This is a genomic window from Seonamhaeicola algicola, from assembly GCF_007997385.1.
GTDB classification, from domain to species: Bacteria; Bacteroidota; Bacteroidia; order Flavobacteriales; family Flavobacteriaceae; genus Seonamhaeicola; species Seonamhaeicola algicola.
The window spans coordinates 660,544-682,066 of the sequence record NZ_VOSC01000019.1 but is presented as its reverse complement, the minus strand read 5'-3'; the positions used below and the strand labels follow the sequence as shown (position 1 = coordinate 682,066).

Below are 21,523 nucleotides of genomic sequence, written 5' to 3'. Positions count from 1 at the left end.
GATCCAACAGATGCTTGTGATTATGTGATAGCCGATATCACTTTAACTGTAACAGCAATTACTGATTGTGACGGCGATGGAGAAAACAGTGAGTCAGATCCAGATGATTTAGATCCTTGTACAGGTGGAAATATTACAAATGTTGATTTAGCTGATATTAACAGCTTATGGGCGCAAGCCGATTGTGATGGCGATGGTGTTTTAAATATTGATGAAGTAGATCCTGATGGTGATGCAGTTCAAGGATCTAATGAAACTGATTGGAATAATGCCTGTGATTATAACCCAATAGATATAACACAACCAGTTACAGCTAATCCCGATTGTAATGGTGAATTAGAAGTTACAAAAACAGCTAATTTAGCTTTTGGTAATGACTTAGGTGATGATATAGATTACACTATTGTAGTTGAAAATACAGGCGATGCAACAATAACTAATATTATATTTGAAGATGTATTTACTGATGTTAACGGAAATACATTACAGTTAACTCAACAACCAATATTTGAAAGTGCAGATAGAGGAAGTATGGAAGGTATCCTGTTGCCGGGAGAAACAGCAACATATAATGCTAGTTTCACTATCACACAAGAAGCTATTAATGCAGGAGGTGTACAAAATGTTATAACATTTACAGGAGAACAACCTAATGGAAGTACAGTTTTAGACGCTAGTGATGATGGTGATGATTTAGATGGAAATACATCAGATGATCCTACAATTACAGAGCTAGGTTGCTTAATATTATTTAATGAGTTTTCACCAAATGGAGATGGAGATAATGATTATTTAATAATTAATTGTATTTCAAACTATCCAAATAACACATTAAAAGTGTATAATAGATGGGGTAATTTAGTTTTTGAAAAGAATAATTATAATAATGATTGGGAAGGAACATCTAATGGACGTTCAACCTTAAAAGCATCAGAAAAACTTCCTGTAGGAACGTATTATTATGTTCTTGATTTAGGAAACGGATCTAAGCCTAAAGTAGGATGGTTATATATAAACAGATAGTAAACAACTAATAAAAGATTAAAAAAATGAGACAAAAATCATTACAAATAAAAGGTTTAATTTTAATGGTGTTTACTACACTGTTAACTCTCAGCCTACAAGCACAACAAGATGCGCAATATACGCACTACATGTATAATACAATGAGTGTTAACTCAGCTTACACAGGCCAAAGAGATGTTTTAAGTGCTGTGGCACTTTACAGAACTCAATGGGTTGGAATTGACGGTGCTCCAAGAACTTTAAATTTTGGTATTCATAGCCCTTTAAGAAATGAAAGAGTAGCTTTAGGCCTCAATGTTATTAGTGATCAATTGGGGCCAGCATCAGAAACAAGTATAGACTTAAACATGTCATACACAATTCCGGTTAATAGATATGGTGATTTAGAGTTGTCATTTGGTGTAAAAGCAGGAATGCATTTATTAGATACAGATTGGAGTAAAGGTATCTATCAAAACCCAGATAGTGCTTTTAATGACAACGTAAATTTAATTTCGCCAACTTTAGGCACAGGAGTATACCTGCATTCTGAAAAATGGTATTTAGGTTTAGCAGTTCCAAATATTATAGAAACAGATCATTATGATGATTTTGAAGAATCTATAGCTACAGAACGTATGCACTACTTTTTAATAGGAGGATATGTTTTTGATGTAGGCAGAAACACACAATTAAAACCAGCGTTTTTAGTGAAAGCCGTTTCAGGAGCTCCTTTAATAGCAGATGTATCACTAAATGCATTATTTAATGAACAGTTTACAGCTGGTTTGTCTTACAGATGGGATGATTCTATAAGTGGTTTAATTGGGTTTCAACTAACACAAAACATTTTTATTGGCTACAGTTATGATTTAACTACCACAGGCTTAAATAACTACAATAGCGGTACGCATGAAATAATGTTAAGGTTTGAACCAAGTGAAATAGGAAAAATATTATCTCCAAGATTCTTTTAAAAGCTAGAATTATGAAAATAACCAAAAATATATTTACAATAATAGCTCTATCAATAGTATTAGTTGGTAATGCTCAAAGTAATAGAACAATAAAAAAAGTAACTAAAGAGTATGAAAAATTCTCCTATGTTAAAACTACCGATGTATTGTTAGACATAGCAGAAAAAGGCTATGAATCTAAAGACATTTTACAAAAGCTAGGTAACTCGTATTATTTTAATAACGAAATGGAAGATGCTGTAAAATGGTATTCTAAATTATTAAACAATTATAATGATACAGAAGCTGAATACTTATTTAGGTATGCCCAAGCATTAAAATCTTTAAAAAAATACGATGAAGCCGATGAGTGGATGCAAAAATTTGTAGAGTTAAGAGGTAATGAAAGGCGAAGTGAAATTTTCAATAATCAAAAAAATTATTTAGCAGATATTGATAGGTTAAGTGAAGATTTTCAATTAACTAATCTGCCTATAAATACCGAAGTGTCAGACTTTGGAAGCAACCAATACAACGGCCAACTAATTTTTGCTTCATCCAGAGGTAATGGTAAGAAGTATAAATGGAACAATCAACCATACTTAAATTTATACACTTCAAACAAAGAAGAAAATGGTACTTACGTTACAGCAAAGCTTCTAAATAATAGTGTAAATACAAAGTATCATGAATCATCTGTAGCATTTATGCCAAAAAATGATGTTATGTATTTTACACGCAATAACTTCTTTAAGCATAAACTTAAAAGAGATGAAGAAGGTGTTAATAGATTACAAATTTACCGTTCAAAACTAAACTCTAACAATAAATGGGATGACATAGAGTCTATCCACTTTAACAGTAAAGAGTATAGTGTAGCACACCCAACAATTAATAGGTTTGGTACAAAAATGTATTTTGCTTCTGATATGCCAGGAACTGTAGGTAATTCAGATTTATACATGGTTGATATTAATGAAGACGGAACCTTGGGTACTCCAGTTAATTTAGGCGTGCATATAAACACTGAAAGCCATGAAACATTCCCTTTCATAAATGCTAACGGCGATTTATATTTTTCATCAAACGGACGTAACGGTTTAGGTGGTTTAGATGTTTACATGGTAAGAGATTTTGAAGAAAAATACACAAAAAAAATGCCCTTAACTATTGAAAACGTTGGTAAGCCAATAAATAGCCCAATGGATGATTTTGGATACTACGAAAATTTATATACGCAAGAAGGTTTCATCACGTCAAATAGAGAAGGAGGTAAAGGAGATGATGATATTTACAGCTTTACAATACCAAACTGTGTGCAAAATCTTTCGGGTGTGGTTTATGATAAAAAAACAAACAACATATTACCAAATGCTAAAGTTATATTATTAAATAAATCTGGCGATAAAATATCTGAAACCATAGCAAATGACAAAGGGTTTTATGAATTTGATGATGCTTTAAAATGTAATTCTGAATTTTTGTTAAGAGCTTCAAAAGAAAAATATCAAGATAATGAGCAGCGTTTTACTTCAACAAATAATAGAAAAGCCAGTATTGAGGTTGATGCTTATTTAGATATTGATGAAGTATCAATAACACAAGGTACTAATTTAAGGGAAGCCTTAAGCTTAAACCCTATTTATTTTGATTTAGACAAGCATTACATTAGAAAAGATGCCGAAATTGAATTGCAAAAAGTAATATCAGTAATGCAAAAATTTCCTAACCTAAAAATTGATGTAAGATCGCATACAGATAGTAGGGCAACAAAGGCTTATAATAATAAATTATCTGAACGCAGAAACAAATCAACAATACAATATATCATTGAAAAAGGAAATATTACCCCAGAAAGATTAACCGGTAAAGGGTATGGTGAGAGCCAGTTAGTTAACAAGTGTTCTGATGGTGTACCATGTACAGAAGCTGAACACCAACTAAACAGGCGTAGTGATTTTATTGTAATAGAACAATAAAATCTAGAAAAAAACAATCTAAAAAAAGAGTATTTATCGTAAATACTCTTTTTTTTATATTATGAAACCAATATACATTTTCATAATTTTGCAACATGGAAGAAGAAAAGGTGATTTTAGTAAATGAGAACGATGAGCAAATAGGGCTAATGCCTAAAATGGAAGCTCATGAAAAAGCATTGTTGCACAGAGCATTTTCAGTATTTGTTTTTAATGATAAAAATGAATTAATGCTACAACAACGAGCTCTAGATAAATACCATTCACCCGGATTATGGACCAACACTTGTTGTAGTCATCAACGTGATGGCGAAACAAATATTGAAGCAGGAAAACGCCGTTTAATGGAAGAAATGGGGTTTGTTACAGAACTTAAAGAATCTATTTCATTTATATACAAAGCACCTTTTGATAATGGGCTAACAGAACATGAATATGACCATGTTTTATTAGGAAGTTTTAATAAAACCCCAACAATAAACCCAAGTGAAGTTGCTAATTGGAAATGGATGCCTTTAGAAGCCGTAAAAGTAGATATAGCATTAAATCCTGATACATATACAGCATGGTTTAAGGTTATTTTTGATAAATTTTACCAACACATAAATGTAAACAATGAAAGTAACCGTTAGCCGAAAAGCCCACTTTAATGCAGCTCATAGATTATATAGAAAAGACTGGAGCGATGAAAAAAACAACCAAGTTTTTGATAAATGTAGTAACCAATATTTTCATGGTCATAATTATGAACTTATTGTTAGTGTTACAGGTGAAATAAATAAAGAAACAGGTTATGTTGTTGATATGAAAGTTTTAAAAGATATCATAAAAGCTGAAGTAGAAGAAGCTTTTGACCATAAAAACCTAAACTTACAAGTACCAGAATTTAAAAATTTAAACCCAACAGCAGAAAACATTGCAGTTGTTATTTATAACAAAATAAAACCCAAAATAGAACCAAATTTAGAGCTAGAGATAACACTTTACGAAACCCCAAGAAATTTTGTAACCTACGCAGGTAATTAATTTTATTGAAATAATTACCTATATTTATAATAAACTAAAACCCCTATAAAATGGCAAGTGTAAGAAACTTAAAAAAAGATATTAATAACGTATTAGGAGATATTATTGAAGAAGTATACGTTTGGGAAATGGATAACACCGATAAAGATACTAAAGCTAGTGAAGCTATTATAGATGAAGCAATTGCTACATTTGATGATTTAATTGAAAAAGTAAACGCTAAAGATGTTGATGATGTGAAAGCACATTTTAAATCTATAAACGCTGAGTTAGAAACAAAAGGGAATGCTTTATTAGAAAAAATAAATAATCTGTAAATTTTTTAAAAAAGGTGTTGCATATTATAAATTTGATATTATATTTGCACCCGCAATTAAGCCGATATAGCTCAGCTGGCTAGAGCAGCTGATTTGTAATCAGCAGGTCGTGGGTTCGAGTCCCTCTATCGGCTCAAAAAAAGTAAAACGCTTCGTAAAGAGGCGTTTTTTTTATGTAGTAATTAGTGTAATATTGTTTTTATTGCTGTAAAATAAAAAAAGCCTTTCAGTTTTAAATTGAAAGGCTTTTTTATGTGAAATAAATAGTTACTTATTCTGTTTCTTTGGCTTTTATATCTTCAATAAAAGTGTTTAGTGCCTTCCCGTATTTTGAGTTTTTTACTTTTGGTGTAAGTGATTTGTTTATAGTATCTAAAAAATTAAGTTTAGCGTTGTAAATTTCAGTTAAAGCTAAATACGGCGCAACTTCACTATCTTTATTGTTTATAGCAAAATTTACAGTATATAAATATTTTCGTTTTATAGTGTTTTTATATTGCTTCTCTATGTCATTAAGTTTAGCCGTATCTCCAGCTTTTTGAGCTTCAAAATTATCTTTTATCAATTCTAAATTTTTGTTGTTCAATTTAGCTATTACCTTTAAGTATTCTTCAAGTATCTTTTGTTGCTCACTACCGTTTATTTTAGCATCAAAGGCAAAATTTTTAAGCGATGTATTTATTTCGGTAACGCCTTTATCAGCAAAAAATGTAATTCTATCTTCTTCTTTACTATTTTTATCTAAATACAAATAGAAAACCTCAGGAGAGTCTAAATCACTATAAAGTTCAAATTCAGAATTTCCATTTACTACAATAGAATCTACTGTAACAATTAACGTGTCTTCGGCTTTTTTTAAATAAACAGTGCCTTTTTTTAAGCCTTTAATGTTTGTTTTAACAACTAAATCATGTTTTTCTTTTCCGCAGGCAATTGCAAAAAGAATAATAAATAATAATGCTATTTTTTTCATTCAGAAATTTATTTTGTGGGCAAATATATTTTAAAATATTATTTAAGCGGTATTACGGAGACACAATTTCCATTAAGTTGGCACAAAATAATGCCGAAAAAGTACCTATGGCATAACCAACAACAGCTAGTAAAACACCAACAGTAGCCAATGAGGGATGAAACGCTGCTGCAATAACTGGAGCCGAGGCAGCGCCTCCTACATTTGCTTTACTACCAACAGCTAAAAAGAAATAGGGTGCTTTAATAATTTTTGCTACAATTATTAAAAGTATAACGTGAATAGCCATCCAGATTATGCCCACTAAAATAAGGCCAGGGTTTTCAAAAATTGAAGCTAAATTCATTTTCATACCAATACTAGCTACTAATATGTATATGAAAACGCTGCCTAGTTTGCCTGCACCGGCGCCTTCGTATTTTTTCGCTTTTGTAAAGGATAGCACAATGCCTATAATTGTAGCAATTGTTATCATCCAGAAAAAAGTTGAAGTAAATGAAGCCAATGCCGAAGATTTATCATTAAGGACCTCAAAATTATTTATTAAATAGTTTGAAATGTTATTAGCGCCCAAATGCGAAATACCAACAGCAAAAAAGGCTATACCTAACATAATAATGTAATCTGTTAAATTAGGTGTTTTCATTACGCTTTTTTCATAGTTAATTACTTTTTGTTTTAAAGCTTCAATGGCCGAATTATCAGCTTTTAGCCATTTATCTATTCTATCTTTTTTTCCAATACCAAAAAGTAAAACAGCCATCCATATTTGGGCAACAACAATGTCTATTAAAATCATGCCTCCGTATTTTTCGGGGTTGAATTTAAAAATTTCATACATAGCTGTTTGGTTGGCACCACCACCAATCCAGCTACCAGCAACGGTTGATAAACCACGCCATACAGCATCTGGACCCACACCACCTACTGTTTCTGGGCTGAAAATAGATACTACAATAATAGCTATTGGTCCGCCAATTATTATACCAATAGTACCAGTAAAAAACATTATTAATGCTTTTGGACCTAGATTAAAAACTGATTTTAAATCTAAGCTAAGCGTCATTAATACAATAGCAGCGGGTAATAAATAATATTTAGCAATATCATATATATGTGATGTTTTAGGAGAAATTACGTGTAATGAGTTTAAAATAGCAGGCAATAAGTAACACATTAATAATGCAGGAACAACGCTGTAAAATTTATACCAAAAGCCTGTTTTTTTTGATGATGTGTAAAAAACAATGGCTAGCATAAGCATTAAGAGTCCAAAAACTATAGTATCATCATTAAACAAGGATATATTTTCCATAAAACTTTATTAAATTAAAAAAAGTGCAATATAACTAAAATAAAACTTGAGTAATTTTAAGTTTGGCACGAACATTGTGATATAAAAAGTAAATTCATTCAATTATTAAAAGTTTATTGAGTGGTACTTTAAACTTAGTAATTGTAATTCATATTTTTGGTTGGTTAGTTAGTAAAAAGCATCTTTTTAAAGATGCTTTTTTGTTTTAATAACTTTTTTTGAAGAATAATTAATACTACTTTTTGTCGATAAAATACATGTTTTTGACTTTAAATGTTAAAAAAACGTGTATTTTATCGATTTTATATGTTTTTAAACGTGTAAATTCAAATCTAATTCTATCTTTGAGGTGTACTAAATAACATACTTTTTAGTTCAATGGATTAATTAATTAATATTTGCATTATGTTGTTGATATAGATTCCCTAAATCTACTTCGTAATAAAAAAGCAAATTAAGAAAGAACCGGGTTTGAGGGAACTCGGTTTTTTTGTGTTTAAACTTTTCTAGTTACTATTTTAGCTATATTAGCTGCTAATGAAATTTAATATTCAATTTTTAGTTATAATTTTTGCTTTTAATACTTGTTTTGCGCAATTGCCTGATGGGTTTGTTTATGTAAATGATATTGTACCTGATTTAGATGTAGAATTAAGATATTTTACAACTAATAACTTTATTGGTAAGCCTATTAACGGTTATAAATCAAACACACTTATATTAACAAGAGATACCGCAAATGCTTTAAAAAAGGTACAAGCGTATTTGCAAACCAAAAACTTGTGTTTAAAGGTATTTGATGGTTATAGACCACAAACTGCTGTTAACCATTTTGTAAAATGGGCTAGAAATTTAAATGATACTTTAAATAAAAAACAATTTTACCCAAGTGTAAAAAAGCGTTATCTTTTTAATGAAGGGTATATAGCATCAAAATCTGGCCATAGCCGAGGTAGTACAGTAGATGTAACAATTATTGATGGAAATACCGGAATACCACTAGATATGGGGAGTCATTTTGATTTTTTTGGTAAACAATCATGGGTTAATTACAGTAATATTACACCAAAGCAAAAGGATAATAGACAATTATTGCAAGAGGTAATGGCTAAATTTGGTTTTAGAGGTTACTCAAAAGAGTGGTGGCATTTTACATTAAGGCATGAGCCCTTTCCTAAAACCTATTTTAGTTTTCCTGTAGAATAATAAAATAAATAGCCTATTTATTTTTTTTGAAGTTGTTGTGCTCTTATTTGTTTAATTGTAAGTGTGCTTCCGTCATGGCTCCATCCGGGTGGGCCAAAAACATACATAAATTTATGATACCAGTTAGCACTTTTTTTGGTATCGTTCCAAATGTCTTTGTATTCATGTGTTAATATTACAAGCGGATTATATGAGTTTGGTGGTTTTGTAACACCGTATTCTATATCTATGTTTTCATCAAGTGGTTTCCATGTGCCAAAAATTTTGTCGAAAATATTTAAAAAGCCACCATGATTTTTATCCATGTATTCTAGGTTTTTTGCATGATGTACTTGGTGCATGGTGTGGGTGTTAAAAACTTTTTCTAATACACCCAGTTTTGGAATGTATACTGAGTGTAACTGAAATTGCCAAAGGGCTTCAATACCTAAACAAACAACTACCATTTCGGGTGGAAAACCTATAGCAGGTAGCCACATGTAAAATAATGGTTTATAAAAAATAGTAAACCAACCGTTTCTTACAGCTGTACCTAAATTAAAATTTTCTGAAGAATGATGTACAATATGAGCAGCCCATAAAAACCTTACCATATGGTTTTGCCTGTGAAACCAATAATAGGTAAAATCATCTAAAAATTGGCAAGCTACCCATACATACCAAGCATACCCAAAAGATTGGTAACCTAATATATTGGTTCTAACACCATTTACAATTGGGTTGCATAATTCATATAAATAATTAAAAATAACAATAGCCGAAATTGTTTTAATTAAAGGCGCTAAAATAACAGAGCCAATACCCATAAATAGGCTAGAGCCTAAGTCTTTCCAATTATAAAGTTTGTGGTTATGTGCTTTGCTGTAAGTAAGTTCAACTAAAATAAGGCCTAAAAAACAAGGAACGCCATAAACTAGCGGGTTTGTAAAATCCATTAAAAAAAGTAGTCTGTATTAGTAAATCTGTTTAATTAGGGTGTTTTGTAATATAACCAGATTTTTTTAAGTGTTAATACAATTATTATTTTTTTTGAATAAATTTAGATAGTTTGTTGCGTTTACTCTCAGGTAAAGCGGTGTTTTTTATTGCTAGTTCAACCAACTTTTTATCTTTATTTTTTTGATAAAGTAAATTAAAAAACTGGGCTGTTGTTAAATTATTTTTTGATGTTTCAATTAATTTAAATGTATCACCAACTTTTACAGTACCTTCTTGCAAAACACGTATGTAAGTTCCTGGTAAACCGCGGTTAATAAATTGCATTAAAACATCTTGTGTTCCAAATTTAACACCAAATTTAAAGCAAGGTTCTCTTGGTTGGGTAACTTGTACTAAAGCATTACCAACTTTGTAAATATTGCCAATAACAAGTGTTTTTTCATTTAAACCTTCAACAGTTAAATTTTCACCAAACATACCCCAGTTCCAATCTAAATTTGGGTAAAGCTCTTTCCAATAATTATATTCTTCAGCTGAAAATAAATAACAAGCTTTAAATGTACCACCATGGTGTTTGCGGTCTGTCACTTCATCATCCTTAACATCAGTTTTTCCTAAGTAAATAGGAGTGCTAGTTGGTTTTTTGTAAATGCCTGTGGTTATTTTTTTATCATTCCAAATAATAGTTGTTGGTTTTGCAATGTTGGTGGCTATAATTTTCATGAAGAATATTAAATTAATGTATTTTTTTAGACGAAAATAGCATAAAACATTACAAGGTTTATTGTTTTAAATATATTTAATGTTCTTTATACGGGCAAGTTTCAAAGTATTTTTGAAGATTGAAGTTTCGGTTAGTAAAGGTGTCTTGTAAAATTTTAAAATGTTTAATTCTATCAATTCTAAACGCCCTGTAGTCATTTCGTAAATAACACCATGCTATTAAAATCCATTTATTGTTGAAAGAATAAAAGGCGTAGGGTTCTATTTTTCTGAAGCTAACATTGGTATCATTTGCTTTTTGATAGTTAATTTCAACATAGTTTAGATTGGTAATTGCCAATTGAAAATCGGAAAGTGCGTTGCTTGAAATATTTTCAAAATCGAAATCAAAAACTTTAATACTCCGTTCTAAAATTTCACTTTTCTTTTGAATAGAGGTTCTAAAAACCGATTTTATTTTTGTTAATGCTTCTTGAAAATCTTTTGTAAACTGAACATCTTTTGTTTGGCTAACCAAATGTTGCGCAGTAATTAATGCATTAGCTTCTTTTTCAGTAAATTGTACGGGTGCAATTTGGTAGCCTTCCATTAATGAATAGCCACGACCTTCTATGGTTGTAACGGGTATACCGGCTTCTTCAAGTTTTCTAACATCTCTGTAAATTGTACGAATACTTACGTTGTATTTTCTTGCTAACTCTGTAGCTGTTAATAACCGTTTAGAGCGTAAAAGCGTTAAAATTGATATGAGTCTTGCTAATTGAGACATGATAACAAAAATAAAAGGATTGTTTGGTGGATATCAAATTAAAGTTAAAATTTTAATTTAGAAAAGAAAGCGAATTGTTTAATCAATTCGCTTTCTGCTCGTTAGTTTGATTGATGTTTTTTCTTGCGTTTTTATCTTTATTTAAGAAGATAAAAAAAGCGGTTTAATTCCAAGAATGGAACGCTACTTTGTTGCCTTCGCTATCAATAAATTGCGCAATATAACCATCTTTACCAATAGCTGTTTTTGGCATAATTATTTTTCCGCCAGCATTTTCAACTTTACTTAACGGAACGCTTAAATCATCTCCACCATTTAGGTATACTGTGGCTCCTTGATTTGATGGAATTTGATTTTCAGCCTCAATAATGGCACCACCAACACTATCTTTATCGCCGTGAGTAAATACACCATATTTTGTATTTTGCTCAGGCATGTGATGATCGATAATTTCAGAATTTGTTACTGTAGCATAAAATTGTTTTGCGCGTTCATAGTTTTCTACAGGAATTTCAAACCAGTTAATTGCATGTTTCATGTTGTTTTTTGATTTTTAAATTAAACTTACATGCAAATTTAACAGGCTTAATGCCGTTATGTGTCAGGGGTTGTTTTAGTTTTAAAATTTAATTTACAAGCTTAAAAAAAGGTGTTTATTAAAAACTGTATTTTTTAAAATAAAACTGTTTGTCTTTTTCAGTTATTTCTCTATAAATTTTGCAAGGGTTACCAAAGGCTATTACATTATCAGGAATGTTTTTAGTAACAACACTACCAGAACCTATAACCACATTGTTACCAATAGTTACACCGGGGTTTATAACAGTATTTCCTCCTATCCAAGCATTATTGCCAATATGTATTGGAAACGCATATTCAAACTCATTATTTCTAGGTTCATGGTGAATTGGATGACCCGCAGTATAAATGCCAACATTAGGTGCAATAAATACATTATTACCAATGCTAACTTTAGCGCAATCTAAAATGACTAAATTATAGTTTGAGTAGAAGTTGTTACCTATTTCTATGTTGTATCCGTAATCACACCTAAAAGGAGGTTCAATAAAAAAATTATCTTTTACGCTACCAAAGAGTTTTTTTATAATAGCATTACGGGCTTGAATTTGTTTAGGGTTTAAATTATTGAAATTAAAAATAGCTTCTTTGGTATTTTGGCGTTCAGTAAGCAGTTCTAAATCAAATGCTTTATAGGGCTTTCCTGCTAGCATTTTTTGTTTTTCAGTAAGCATATTTATTTAAAAAAATTAATGAGGTTTGTAAATAGCTCCTGTTGCAAAATCTACAATTGTGCCAGGTAAAAACAGCACAATATCTGCAATTAAAGCAACAACTCTAACATCGCGTTGTGGTTGCCCTGGTGCCGGTTTTGTTTTTTGGTGTGAATTTATTGGGCCACCTAAAATGGTAGCGCAATTTGTAAATGTTAATGATAAACATTTTATAACTATTAGTTTTGCTACTTTTTTCATTAGTTTTTAGGTTTTTAGAATTTATTAAAAATAAAAAAACCACTTTGCAAAAGCAAAATGGTTTTATAAACTTTAACACTAAAGCTGTTTTAGTATTATTAGAAAAACTTATTATTTTATCATGCTATAACTACGCTTAATAAAGTTTGTTAAAGCTTCGCCTTTTAGTAAACCTTGAGATAAACGTGCCAAATCTAAACTTTGGTTTATTAAACGCTCTTTATCTTCTTTGGCTTCGGTATTTAAAATATCGCTAATTAAATCGTGGTTTGTGTTAACCACCAAGTTGTACATTTCTGGCATATTACCAAACATGTTCATACCGCCACCGCCAGTAGCTTGCATTTCTTTCATACGACGCATAAATTCTGGCTGTGTAATAATAAATGGGTTGGCGCTGCTATCCATAGCTTCAAGTTGCACCATAAATTTATCAGAAGGAATAACGTCTTTTAAAAGTTCATCAAGTGTTTTCTTTTGGTCTTCATCTAATTTTGATATGGTGTTGTCATCTTTCTTAATTAAATTATCAATATGATCGCCATCAACACGTGCAAAAGATATATTTTCTTTTGATGTTTCTAACTTCTGAATTAAATGAGAAACAATTGGCGAATCTAACAACAATACTTCGTAGCCTTTAGCTTTAGCAGACTCAATGTAACTGTGTTGGGCATCTTTATCTGAAGCGTAAAGTATTACCAACTTATCATCTTTATCAGTTTGGTTTGCTTTTATTTTGTTGAATAATTCTTCGTAAGTATAGTATGTACCATCAACAGTTGGGTAAAGTGCAAAAGCATCGGCTTTTTCAAAGAATTTTTCTTCAGAAAGCATTCCGTATTCAATAACCACTTTAATGTCATTCCATTTAGCTTCAAAATCTTCACGATTACTATTGAATAACGATTTTAATTTATCGGCAACTTTTCTGGTGATGTATGATGAAATCTTTTTTACAGCACCATCGGCTTGTAAGTATGAGCGCGATACGTTTAATGGAATGTCTGGAGAATCTATAACACCACGTAACATGGTTAAGAATTCAGGTACAATACCTTCTACATTATCGGTTACAAAAACCTGATTTTGGTACAACTGAATTCTATCTTTTTGAATATTCATGTCTTGTCCCATTTTTGGAAAGTACAGAATACCAGTTAAGTTAAACGGATAATCAACATTTAAGTGAATGTTAAATAGCGGCTCCTCAAATTGCATTGGGTACAACTCGCGGTAAAAGTTTTTGTAATCGTCGTCTTTTAAGTCAGTTGGTTGCTTTGTCCACGCTGGGTTTGGGTTGTTTATAATGTCATCAACCGTAATTTGCCTGTGTGGTTCTTTAGTTTCTTTACCGTCTTTATCAGTAATTGTTGCTGGTTCGTGCTCAGGATCGTTAATTTCCTTAGTACCAAATTTAATTGGTACAGGCATAAATTTGTTGTATTTATTTAAAAGTTCACGAATGCGCGATTCTTCAAGAAATTCTGTAGAATCTTCAGCAATATGAAGGATGATTTCAGTACCTCTTTCAGTTTTATCGGCAGCTTCTAGAGTGAATTCAGGCGATCCATCACAAGTCCAATGTGCAGCAGGTTCATCTTTAAATGATTTTGTTATAATTTCAACCTTTTCGGCTACCATAAACGCAGAGTAGAATCCTAATCCAAAATGACCGATAATACCAGAATCTTTAGCAGAATCTTTGTATTTATCTAAAAACTCTTCAGCGCCAGAAAAAGCCACTTGGTTAATGTATTTTTCAACCTCTTCGGCAGTCATACCTAAACCTTGGTCTATAATATGAAGTTTTTTAGCATCTTTATCTATTTTAACTTCAATTTGTGGGTTACCATATTCTACTTTGGCTTCACCAATATTAGTTAAGTGTTTAAGTTTTAAAGTAGCATCAGTGGCATTACTAATTAACTCACGTAAAAATATTTCGTGGTCACTGTACAAGAATTTCTTAATTAACGGAAAAATATTTTCTACCGAAACATTAATACTTCCTTTTGTCATGATAAATTGTGTATTTATTATTCCCGCGTAGCGGAAACCTAGTTAATTTAATATTTTATTTATGCTGACTAAGTAGACAAAAAAAATACCAAGACATAAAAAGTGACAAACTGACACAATTTTTTATGAAAAACTATAAAAACACACTGCTATAACTTTAAAAAGTTGCAATTTGAATTTTATATTTTTAATTTGTAATAAGAAAAGCTAAACGAAGCCTTTTTATTAGAAAGGCGTAATAAATAGATATTAACATGTATAACTCAAAAATAATTGGTCTTGGTAAGTATGTGCCCGATAATGTGGTAACAAATGATGATTTATCAAAAATGATGGATACCAATGACGCATGGATACAAGAACGCACAGGAATTAAAGAACGCCGTTGGGTAAAAAAGGGTAGTGGAGACACTACAGCAACCATGGGTGTTAAGGCTGCTAAAGTTGCTATTGAGCGTGCCGGAATAGATAAAGATGATATTGATTTTATAATTTTTGCAACCTTAAGCCCTGATATGTATTTTCCGGGTCCGGGTGTGCAAGTACAACATGCTTTAAATATTAAAACTGTAGGTGCTTTAGATGTTAGAAATCAATGCTCTGGGTTTGTGTATGCCCTGTCTGTAGCTGATAATTTTATAAAAACAGGTATGTATAAAAATGTGTTGGTTATTGGTAGTGAACTACATTCATATGGTTTAGATAAAACTACACGCGGGCGTGGTGTAAGTGTTATTTTTGGTGATGGCGCAGGAGCAGCTGTTTTAACTCGCGAAGAAAACACACAAAAAGGTGTTTTATCTACACATTTACATAGCCAAGGAGAGCATGCTGAAGAATTAGTTTTAGTGGCACCGGGCATGGGCAAACGTTGGGTAAATGATATTTTAGATGATAATGACCCTAATGATGAAAGTTACTTTCCGCACATGAATGGGCAATTTGTGTTTAAAAATGCTGTAGTACGTTTTAGCGAAGTGATTATGGAAGGTTTAATGAAAAATAATTTACAAAAAGAAGCTATAGATATGCTTATACCACACCAAGCTAATTTGCGTATTGCACAATTTATACAAAAGAAGTTTGGTTTAAATGATAACCAGGTGTTTAATAATATTCAAAAATACGGTAATACAACAGCGGCTTCAATACCTATTGCTTTAACCGAAGTTTGGGAAGAAGGTAAAATTAATGAAGGTGATACGGTAGTTTTAGCGGCTTTTGGTAGTGGTTTTACTTGGGGCAGTGTAATAATAAAATGGTAAAAATAAACCCTGTAACTTGATGTTTCAGGGTTTATACTAGCTATTAATCAACTCAACTAACACTCAGTTGAAGAATCTATTTACTTAGACGCATAATGTGTTGGTTTATTGCACAGTATTACGTTATTTAACTTTTTTTAACATAAAAGAGAAAAAACTCGAAACCTAAATTTCGAGTTTTTCCTATTTATACCCATCTGTTTTACGAAGTAATAAAATATTGTAATAAGACGACTAACTCTAAATAATTATTTTTTTTCGTAATTGGCTAGACAGTATATAGCACTTAACGTAAAGTTGTGTGCTTTATTGTGTTATAGTTGAAAAAAAATAAAACCCCAAGGTTATATAAACTTTGGGGTTTCTTTTAAATAGCCTTACTTATAACACTAACCATCAAAATTATTATGAAGGCTATTAAAATTTTTTAAATGTTACAGGAAGCCACCGCCGCCAGATTTAACATTGTTATCACGTTGTTTACGGGCTTTAGCACGGTATTTTCCGCCACCAAAGCGGTAATTTAAACTAATATTCCATGTGTTACTTTCCCAATTAAATGCTCCGTTTTGTACAAAAGGACGCTGCCCATCAAAAGCAAAGCGTTGGGTATCAAAAACATCATTTAAATTAAACGCAAATGTAGCTCTGTTGTTTTCTAAGAAACTGTAACGCATTCCTAAGTTTACAAAATACATAGGTTTAACGTCAAACTGTATGTTTTTGTTTTTTCCTCGGTAAAAACCAAATGCAGTAAATGTTAGGCTTTTACTTAAACTAAAATTATTAAACATTCTAAAATTCCATGCTACGTTATCAACTTCGGTTACTTTGGTTTCAATGTCAGTAATAGTAGCGTTTTCAATAAGTACACCATCAACAATATTTTCGGCAATACCTTTCTGGGTTTGTGAGTACAAATCAAAACTACCATTAATAAACCACCATTTTGTTGGCCTGTAGTTTGTTGAGAGTTCTAAACCAAATGCAGAGGTGTCATCAAAATTATCATGGGTTAAAATAACACGCCCCGATGTAACATCACTTCTGTCTATAAACAAGGCGCGGTTAATTTCATCAGAAATGGCTCTATAAAAAACACCTGCTGTAACGCTACCTTTACGGTCTTTTAAATTGCGTGTATAGTTTACTTCAACTGAATTTGTAAATTGTGGCACCAATGCCTGATTACCAAATGATGAAATTAAAGGTGTACTCCATTCTTTTATTGGATTTACTTGCCCAATGCCTGGTCTGTCAACACGTCGGCTATAGCTAAATTGATATGAGTTTTTCTCAGAAGCTTCATAGGTTATAAAAACTGATGGGTAAAGTTCAAAATAATCATTATCAAAAGGTATGTTAGTAATGTTACTTGTTGTAACGTCTTGTTGTATGGCTAAGGTTTCTACATTTACATTTTCTGCTCTAACACCAACTTGGTAAGTCCATTTATTAATTTTTTTATTGAAGTTAACATAGGCCGAATAGATATTGCGTGTATAATCAAAATTAGTGCTTGGTGTTGGTATTAGTGCGCCGGTTTGATCATAAGAGTCGCCTGTTGAGGCATAACTAATATCAGTATTAAATAGGCGGGCTTCAAGGCCAACTTCAAGTTTTGCAGTTTCTGATAGTGGATTTGTGTAATCTAAATTAACAGTAGTGCGCTTTCTGTAGGTTTCATTAAAATCGGTATAATCGCTTAAAGGCCCTAAAATTTGATCAAAGAATACGGGATTTTCGCCTTCATATGTGTTATAATCTACTTCTAATTCAATATTTTCACCTTCTTTAGTAAAATCTAATTTATAGTTAAAGTTGTACTGTTCAGAAGTGTTTTCACCAATATTTGTAAAAATTTGGTTTTGATTAAAAGCTTCGTTATCTCTAAAAGTAGCTAGTGTTTTTCCAATGGTACTATTGTCGGTTAAGTTTTGATTTGTAAAAACAGATATGGTGTTTTTTTCGTTTAAATAAAAATCTAAACCAACTTTAAATTGATGGTTTTTTCTAGAATCTAAAAACGAAAAGTTTTGAACTGAGTTGTTTTCTGGTCGGTTAACTTCACCACGATTTCTGTTTTTTGAAATATTGTTGCTATAGCTACCAAATACATTGAATTTTCCGTTGCGGTAATTCATATTTAAAGCACTATTAAATTTAGCCTCTTTTTCGTGTGTAACACCTACATTAAGGTTACCATTAAAGCCAACCATGGTGTTTTTATGTAGTACAATGTTAATAATACCACTCATGCCTTCTGGGTTGTATTTTGCTGAAGGGTTTGTAATTAGTTCAATAGATTTAATGGCTGTAGATGGAATTTGTTTTAATAGTTGTGCTGTTGGTATGTTTGATAATTTACCATCTACCATTACACGCACGTTTTGATTGCCTCGCATACTAATATCGCCCGTTTGAGCATCAACATTTACTGATGGAATACCTACCATTAATTGCGATGCTGTACCAGTTGCGGCAAGGTCTTTACCTATTGTAATAACTTTTCTGTCTACTTTTTGTTGTATGGTAGAGTTTTCAGCAATAACGGTAACAGCTTCTAAGCTTTCAGCTTCTTCTTCTAAAAAAATATCACCTAAATTTACATTGTAATTACCTTTGCCTATGGTAATATTTTTAGTGTAAGTTTTATAACCAATATATTGAATGCTAACAATAACATTACCTTCAGTAATTTTATCAATTTTAAATGTTCCGTCATCTAAAGTAATACCGCCCGTAATAGTTTGGTTATTACTATTTTTAATAATAACGTTAACATAAGGTAAGGGTTGTTTTAAAGTAGCGTCTAATACAGTGCCGATTATAGATCCTTTTTTATCGGCGTTTGTAGGATCTGTATGTGCATTTGCTATTAGAGAAAGCAAAAAAATACACATAAAAAATGCATGTTTCATTTTGTTGTTTTTTGATTGATTTTGTTTGATATGATACCAAAGAGACGTAAGAAAACGCATAATGTTACTGCATTTAACAAAAAAAATATAAAAACTCATTTATTTAGAGTTAATTTAAATAACAAAAACTGTTTTATGAATAAAAAAACATTGGTTTTAGGAGCCTCATTAAAACCTAACAGATACTCAAATTTAGCTGTTGAAAAATTATCGGCTAATGCTATTGAAACTCATGCATTTGGATTGCGTAAAGGCCAAATTAATAAGGTTGAAGTTGATACAGAATTACAAGATTATAAAAATATACACACAGTAACATTGTATTTAAACCCTATGCGCCAAAAGGAGTATTACAATTATATTGTAGGCTTAAAGCCCAAGCGTGTTATTTTTAATCCGGGAACCGAAAACCCAGAGTTTTATAATATTCTAAAAGAAAATAATATAGCTTTTGAGGTAGCTTGTACTTTAGTTTTGCTTTCTACTAATCAATATTAAACCTAAAAAGGTAAGTAAGCCATTTATTATTAAAATTTCAAAACCAATTTGATAACCGTTTAATATATCTGCAGAGTATATATTTATAACATATGAAACTATTGGAGCAATAATAGCTACTACCCATACGTATTTGTCTTTTATTTGAGTTTTAGTAAAAATACCCAAAGCAAATAGCCCTAAAAGTGGCCCATAGGTGTAACCTGCTGCTTTAAATAATTCCCATATAACCGATACATCTTTAAAAATAGCATCAAAGCAAATAATAACAACAATTAGTACAATGCTAATTAAAATGTGCACACGTTTTCTAATTTTTTTCTGAATGTTATCAGGTTTTTTATCAATTTCAACAATATCAATACAAAATGATGTTGTTAATGATGTCAGTGCAGAATCTGCACTAGAATAAGCTGCAGCTACCAAACCAAGAATAAATAGAGCTGAAGTTAAAATACCAATTTCTGGTAACATAGCTATGGTTGGAAATAATTCGTCTTTTTTAGCAGTTATACCATGAGCATTGGCATATTCAGTAAGCATTAGTCCTAAAACTAAAAATAAAATATTTACAAAAATTAAAACAACGCTAAAAGAAATCATATTTTTTTGAGCTTCTTTTAAATTCTTACACGTTAGGTTTTTTTGCATCATATCTTGGTCTAGCCCCGTCATGGTAATGGTAATAAACATACCCGATAAAAAGCTTTTTATAAAATATTGGGCGTCATTAACATTATTAAAAAAGAAAACTTTACTCATTGCATTGTTTTTAACGCTTGTGTAAATTTCAGAAACACTATTTAAATTCAATGCCGATGCTAAAAAGAATATAGTAACCACAACCGAAATTAACATGAAAAGTGTTTGTAAAGTATCAGTAAAAATAATGGTTTTAATACCACCTTTAAATGTGTAAAGCCAAATTAAAATAACAGTTATTATTACTGTAAATGCAAACGGAATATTAAATTGGTTAAACACTAAAAGCTGCAGCACTTTTGCTACTAAAAACAGCCTAAATGAAGCACCAACAACGCGAGAAATTAAAAAGGCAACAGAGCCAGTTTTATAGCTTACAACACCAAATCTATCTTTTAAATAGGTGTAAATTGAAGTTAAATTTAGTTTATAGTATATTGGAAGTAGCACATAAGCAATAACAATATAGCCAAACAAATAACCAAAAACTACTTGCAAATAGCCAAATTGTTTGGTTTCAACAGCACCAGGTACTGATATAAATGTAACACCAGATAATGAAGCCCCAATCATGCCAAAAGCTACTAAATACCATGGGGCTGATTTGTTTGCTTTAAAAAAGGCATCGTTACTATCTTCTTTTCCTGTAAAATAAGAAATCAAAATAAGCACTACAAAATAGCCGGCAATGAGGTATAATATTTGAGCTGCAGTCATATTAAAAAAAATAATTAAGTGCCAAAATACAAATAACAATCCATAAGTTAAATCTAAAATTGTAAATTCGCAGCCATGGAATTTTCATCAAAAATACTTGAACGTGCCGTTAACGAAGTATCTCAATTGCCAGGTATTGGAAAACGTACGGCGTTGCGTTTGGTATTGCATTTATTACGCCAACCCAAAGCGCAAACACAAGCTTTAACTGAGGCTTTACAAACCATGCGAAATGATATAAAGTTTTGCGCATCATGTCATAATATTAGTGATAATACACTGTGCGAAATATGTTCTGCTAATAACAGAAACTCTGAAATAGTTTGTGTTGTTGAAGATATTAGAGATGTTATGGCTATTGAAAATACCAGTTCTTTTAAAGGATTGTATCATGTTTTAGGTGGAAAAATTTCACCAATGGATGGTATTGGTCCGCATGATTTAAATATTGAAACCTTAGTGAATAAAGTAAAAGAGGGAAAAATAAAAGAATTAATATTTGCATTAAGTTCAACCATGGAAGGCGATACAACTAACTTTTATATATACAAACAAATACAAGATTATAATGTAGTAACTTCAACCATTGCTCGAGGCATATCAGTGGGCGATGAATTAGAATACGCTGATGAAATTACCTTGGGAAGAAGTATAGTAAACAGAATTCCTTTTGAAACTTCATTAAAATCATAATCTC

Annotated in this window: 21 protein-coding genes and 1 tRNA gene; 11 read left to right on the top strand and 11 right to left on the bottom strand. The window is 31.2% G+C overall.

Translation table 11 applies throughout. The features are described from left to right. The 7 genes from FUA26_RS08485 to FUA26_RS08455 form a co-directional block, all read left to right on the top strand. On the top strand, nucleotides 1–1,023 hold a 1,023-nt coding region (locus FUA26_RS08485; RefSeq protein ID WP_147134340.1), incomplete at its 5' end, for a T9SS type B sorting domain-containing protein. 26 nt (nucleotides 1,024–1,049) lie between these two features. Further along, nucleotides 1,050–1,982 (top strand): PorP/SprF family type IX secretion system membrane protein, encoded by a 933-nt coding sequence (locus FUA26_RS08480; RefSeq protein WP_147134337.1) that lies wholly within the window; start codon nucleotides 1,050–1,052, stop codon nucleotides 1,980–1,982. 11 nt (nucleotides 1,983–1,993) lie between these two features. Next, on the top strand, nucleotides 1,994–3,940 hold the full coding sequence (locus tag FUA26_RS08475; protein ID WP_147134334.1) for an OmpA family protein: 1,947 nt from the start codon (nucleotides 1,994–1,996) through the stop codon (nucleotides 3,938–3,940). Nucleotides 3,941–4,035: 95 nt separating this feature from the next. Then, nucleotides 4,036–4,572: an isopentenyl-diphosphate Delta-isomerase gene (idi, locus tag FUA26_RS08470; protein WP_147134332.1), complete on the top strand. Its 537-nt coding sequence runs from the start codon at nucleotides 4,036–4,038 to the stop codon at nucleotides 4,570–4,572. Beyond that, nucleotides 4,556–4,966, top strand: a complete 411-nt coding sequence (locus FUA26_RS08465; RefSeq protein ID WP_147134329.1) for a 6-pyruvoyl trahydropterin synthase family protein — start codon at nucleotides 4,556–4,558, stop codon at nucleotides 4,964–4,966. Before idi ends, FUA26_RS08465 begins: the two co-directional genes overlap by 17 nt. Nucleotides 4,967–5,016: 50 nt before the next feature. After that, nucleotides 5,017–5,283: a hypothetical protein gene (locus FUA26_RS08460; RefSeq protein ID WP_147134325.1), complete on the top strand. Its 267-nt coding sequence runs from the start codon at nucleotides 5,017–5,019 to the stop codon at nucleotides 5,281–5,283. A 60-nt stretch (nucleotides 5,284–5,343) separates the two neighbouring features. Continuing rightward, nucleotides 5,344–5,417: transfer RNA gene (locus tag FUA26_RS08455), tRNA-Thr, on the top strand. A 137-nt stretch (nucleotides 5,418–5,554) separates the two neighbouring features. On the opposite strand, the gene FUA26_RS08450 is transcribed toward FUA26_RS08455, so the two are convergent. Both FUA26_RS08450 and FUA26_RS08445 read right to left on the bottom strand, forming a co-directional pair. After that, nucleotides 5,555–6,256: a DUF4369 domain-containing protein gene (locus FUA26_RS08450; protein ID WP_147134322.1), complete on the bottom strand. Its 702-nt coding sequence runs from the start codon at nucleotides 6,254–6,256 to the stop codon at nucleotides 5,555–5,557. Between the two features lie 52 nt (nucleotides 6,257–6,308). Beyond that, nucleotides 6,309–7,571: a DUF819 family protein gene (locus tag FUA26_RS08445; RefSeq protein WP_147134319.1), complete on the bottom strand. Its 1,263-nt coding sequence runs from the start codon at nucleotides 7,569–7,571 to the stop codon at nucleotides 6,309–6,311. 537 nt (nucleotides 7,572–8,108) lie between these two features. Here FUA26_RS08445 and FUA26_RS08440 point away from each other — a divergent pair. Beyond that, the gene (locus tag FUA26_RS08440; protein WP_147134316.1) at nucleotides 8,109–8,777 is read left to right on the top strand and encodes a M15 family metallopeptidase; all 669 of its coding nucleotides are present in this window, start codon (nucleotides 8,109–8,111) and stop codon (nucleotides 8,775–8,777) included. Nucleotides 8,778–8,794: 17 nt separating this feature from the next. On the opposite strand, the gene FUA26_RS08435 is transcribed toward FUA26_RS08440, so the two are convergent. The 7 genes from FUA26_RS08435 to htpG all read right to left on the bottom strand — a co-directional run bounded on the left by FUA26_RS08435 (nucleotide 8,795) and on the right by htpG (nucleotide 14,723). Next, a complete protein-coding gene (locus FUA26_RS08435; RefSeq protein WP_147134313.1) occupies nucleotides 8,795–9,712 on the bottom strand; it encodes a sterol desaturase family protein in 918 nt (305 codons plus the stop codon). 85 nt (nucleotides 9,713–9,797) lie between these two features. Then, entirely contained in the window at nucleotides 9,798–10,439 is a 642-nt protein-coding gene (locus FUA26_RS08430; RefSeq protein WP_147134310.1) for an MOSC domain-containing protein, read from the bottom strand. 76 nt (nucleotides 10,440–10,515) lie between these two features. Further along, nucleotides 10,516–11,208, bottom strand: a complete 693-nt coding sequence (locus tag FUA26_RS08425) for a helix-turn-helix transcriptional regulator (protein WP_147134307.1) — start codon at nucleotides 11,206–11,208, stop codon at nucleotides 10,516–10,518. 163 nt (nucleotides 11,209–11,371) lie between these two features. After that, entirely contained in the window at nucleotides 11,372–11,746 is a 375-nt protein-coding gene (locus tag FUA26_RS08420) for a VOC family protein (protein WP_147134304.1), read from the bottom strand. Between the two features lie 118 nt (nucleotides 11,747–11,864). Further along, a complete protein-coding gene (locus tag FUA26_RS08415) occupies nucleotides 11,865–12,461 on the bottom strand; it encodes a sugar O-acetyltransferase (RefSeq protein ID WP_147134301.1) in 597 nt (198 codons plus the stop codon). Nucleotides 12,462–12,476: 15 nt separating this feature from the next. Further along, nucleotides 12,477–12,701 carry a hypothetical protein gene (locus FUA26_RS08410; protein ID WP_147134298.1) on the bottom strand — a complete coding sequence of 75 codons (225 nt, stop codon included), beginning with the start codon at nucleotides 12,699–12,701 and terminating at the stop codon, nucleotides 12,477–12,479. Between the two features lie 111 nt (nucleotides 12,702–12,812). Beyond that, nucleotides 12,813–14,723, bottom strand: a complete 1,911-nt coding sequence (gene htpG / locus FUA26_RS08405; RefSeq protein ID WP_147134295.1) for a molecular chaperone HtpG — start codon at nucleotides 14,721–14,723, stop codon at nucleotides 12,813–12,815. Nucleotides 14,724–14,977: 254 nt separating this feature from the next. Between htpG and FUA26_RS08400 the strand changes: the two genes are divergently transcribed. Then, nucleotides 14,978–15,988 (top strand): 3-oxoacyl-ACP synthase III family protein, encoded by a 1,011-nt coding sequence (locus tag FUA26_RS08400; RefSeq protein ID WP_147134292.1) that lies wholly within the window; start codon nucleotides 14,978–14,980, stop codon nucleotides 15,986–15,988. A gap of 434 nt (nucleotides 15,989–16,422) precedes the next feature. Here FUA26_RS08400 and FUA26_RS08395 read toward each other — a convergent pair whose 3' ends face one another. Further along, nucleotides 16,423–18,909 carry a TonB-dependent receptor domain-containing protein gene (locus tag FUA26_RS08395; protein WP_147134289.1) on the bottom strand — a complete coding sequence of 829 codons (2,487 nt, stop codon included), beginning with the start codon at nucleotides 18,907–18,909 and terminating at the stop codon, nucleotides 16,423–16,425. Nucleotides 18,910–19,044: 135 nt separating this feature from the next. Between FUA26_RS08395 and FUA26_RS08390 the strand changes: the two genes are divergently transcribed. Beyond that, on the top strand, nucleotides 19,045–19,407 hold the full coding sequence (locus FUA26_RS08390) for a CoA-binding protein (RefSeq protein ID WP_147134286.1): 363 nt from the start codon (nucleotides 19,045–19,047) through the stop codon (nucleotides 19,405–19,407). Here the strand turns inward: FUA26_RS08390 and FUA26_RS08385 are convergent. Next, entirely contained in the window at nucleotides 19,378–20,826 is a 1,449-nt protein-coding gene (locus tag FUA26_RS08385; RefSeq protein ID WP_147134283.1) for a sodium:solute symporter, read from the bottom strand. The two genes, FUA26_RS08390 and FUA26_RS08385, sit on opposite strands and share 30 nt — an antisense overlap. Nucleotides 20,827–20,901: 75 nt before the next feature. Here FUA26_RS08385 and recR point away from each other — a divergent pair, with 75 nt between their 5' ends. Then, complete coding sequence (recR, locus tag FUA26_RS08380) at nucleotides 20,902–21,519, top strand: recombination mediator RecR (RefSeq protein ID WP_147134280.1); 618 nt, start codon at nucleotides 20,902–20,904, stop codon at nucleotides 21,517–21,519. The last annotated feature ends 4 nt before the right edge of the window (nucleotides 21,520–21,523 follow it).

What these genes read in the sequence shown, in the direction of transcription:
- FUA26_RS08480 (WP_147134337.1), top strand. Translation starts at nt 1,050, where the DNA reads ATGAGACAAAAATCATTACAAATAAAAGGTTTAATTTTAATGGTGTTT.
- FUA26_RS08475 (WP_147134334.1), top strand. Translation starts at nt 1,994, where the DNA reads ATGAAAATAACCAAAAATATATTTACAATAATAGCTCTATCAATAGTA.
- idi (WP_147134332.1), top strand. Translation starts at nt 4,036, where the DNA reads ATGGAAGAAGAAAAGGTGATTTTAGTAAATGAGAACGATGAGCAAATA.
- FUA26_RS08465 (WP_147134329.1), top strand. Translation starts at nt 4,556, where the DNA reads ATGAAAGTAACCGTTAGCCGAAAAGCCCACTTTAATGCAGCTCATAGA.
- FUA26_RS08460 (WP_147134325.1), top strand. Translation starts at nt 5,017, where the DNA reads ATGGCAAGTGTAAGAAACTTAAAAAAAGATATTAATAACGTATTAGGA.
- FUA26_RS08450 (WP_147134322.1), bottom strand. Translation starts at nt 6,256, where the DNA reads ATGAAAAAAATAGCATTATTATTTATTATTCTTTTTGCAATTGCCTGC.
- FUA26_RS08445 (WP_147134319.1), bottom strand. Translation starts at nt 7,571, where the DNA reads ATGGAAAATATATCCTTGTTTAATGATGATACTATAGTTTTTGGACTC.
- FUA26_RS08440 (WP_147134316.1), top strand. Translation starts at nt 8,109, where the DNA reads ATGAAATTTAATATTCAATTTTTAGTTATAATTTTTGCTTTTAATACT.
- FUA26_RS08435 (WP_147134313.1), bottom strand. Translation starts at nt 9,712, where the DNA reads ATGGATTTTACAAACCCGCTAGTTTATGGCGTTCCTTGTTTTTTAGGC.
- FUA26_RS08430 (WP_147134310.1), bottom strand. Translation starts at nt 10,439, where the DNA reads ATGAAAATTATAGCCACCAACATTGCAAAACCAACAACTATTATTTGG.
- FUA26_RS08425 (WP_147134307.1), bottom strand. Translation starts at nt 11,208, where the DNA reads ATGTCTCAATTAGCAAGACTCATATCAATTTTAACGCTTTTACGCTCT.
- FUA26_RS08420 (WP_147134304.1), bottom strand. Translation starts at nt 11,746, where the DNA reads ATGAAACATGCAATTAACTGGTTTGAAATTCCTGTAGAAAACTATGAA.
- FUA26_RS08415 (WP_147134301.1), bottom strand. Translation starts at nt 12,461, where the DNA reads ATGCTTACTGAAAAACAAAAAATGCTAGCAGGAAAGCCCTATAAAGCA.
- FUA26_RS08410 (WP_147134298.1), bottom strand. Translation starts at nt 12,701, where the DNA reads ATGAAAAAAGTAGCAAAACTAATAGTTATAAAATGTTTATCATTAACA.
- htpG (WP_147134295.1), bottom strand. Translation starts at nt 14,723, where the DNA reads ATGACAAAAGGAAGTATTAATGTTTCGGTAGAAAATATTTTTCCGTTA.
- FUA26_RS08400 (WP_147134292.1), top strand. Translation starts at nt 14,978, where the DNA reads ATGTATAACTCAAAAATAATTGGTCTTGGTAAGTATGTGCCCGATAAT.
- FUA26_RS08395 (WP_147134289.1), bottom strand. Translation starts at nt 18,909, where the DNA reads ATGAAACATGCATTTTTTATGTGTATTTTTTTGCTTTCTCTAATAGCA.
- FUA26_RS08390 (WP_147134286.1), top strand. Translation starts at nt 19,045, where the DNA reads ATGAATAAAAAAACATTGGTTTTAGGAGCCTCATTAAAACCTAACAGA.
- FUA26_RS08385 (WP_147134283.1), bottom strand. Translation starts at nt 20,826, where the DNA reads ATGACTGCAGCTCAAATATTATACCTCATTGCCGGCTATTTTGTAGTG.
- recR (WP_147134280.1), top strand. Translation starts at nt 20,902, where the DNA reads ATGGAATTTTCATCAAAAATACTTGAACGTGCCGTTAACGAAGTATCT.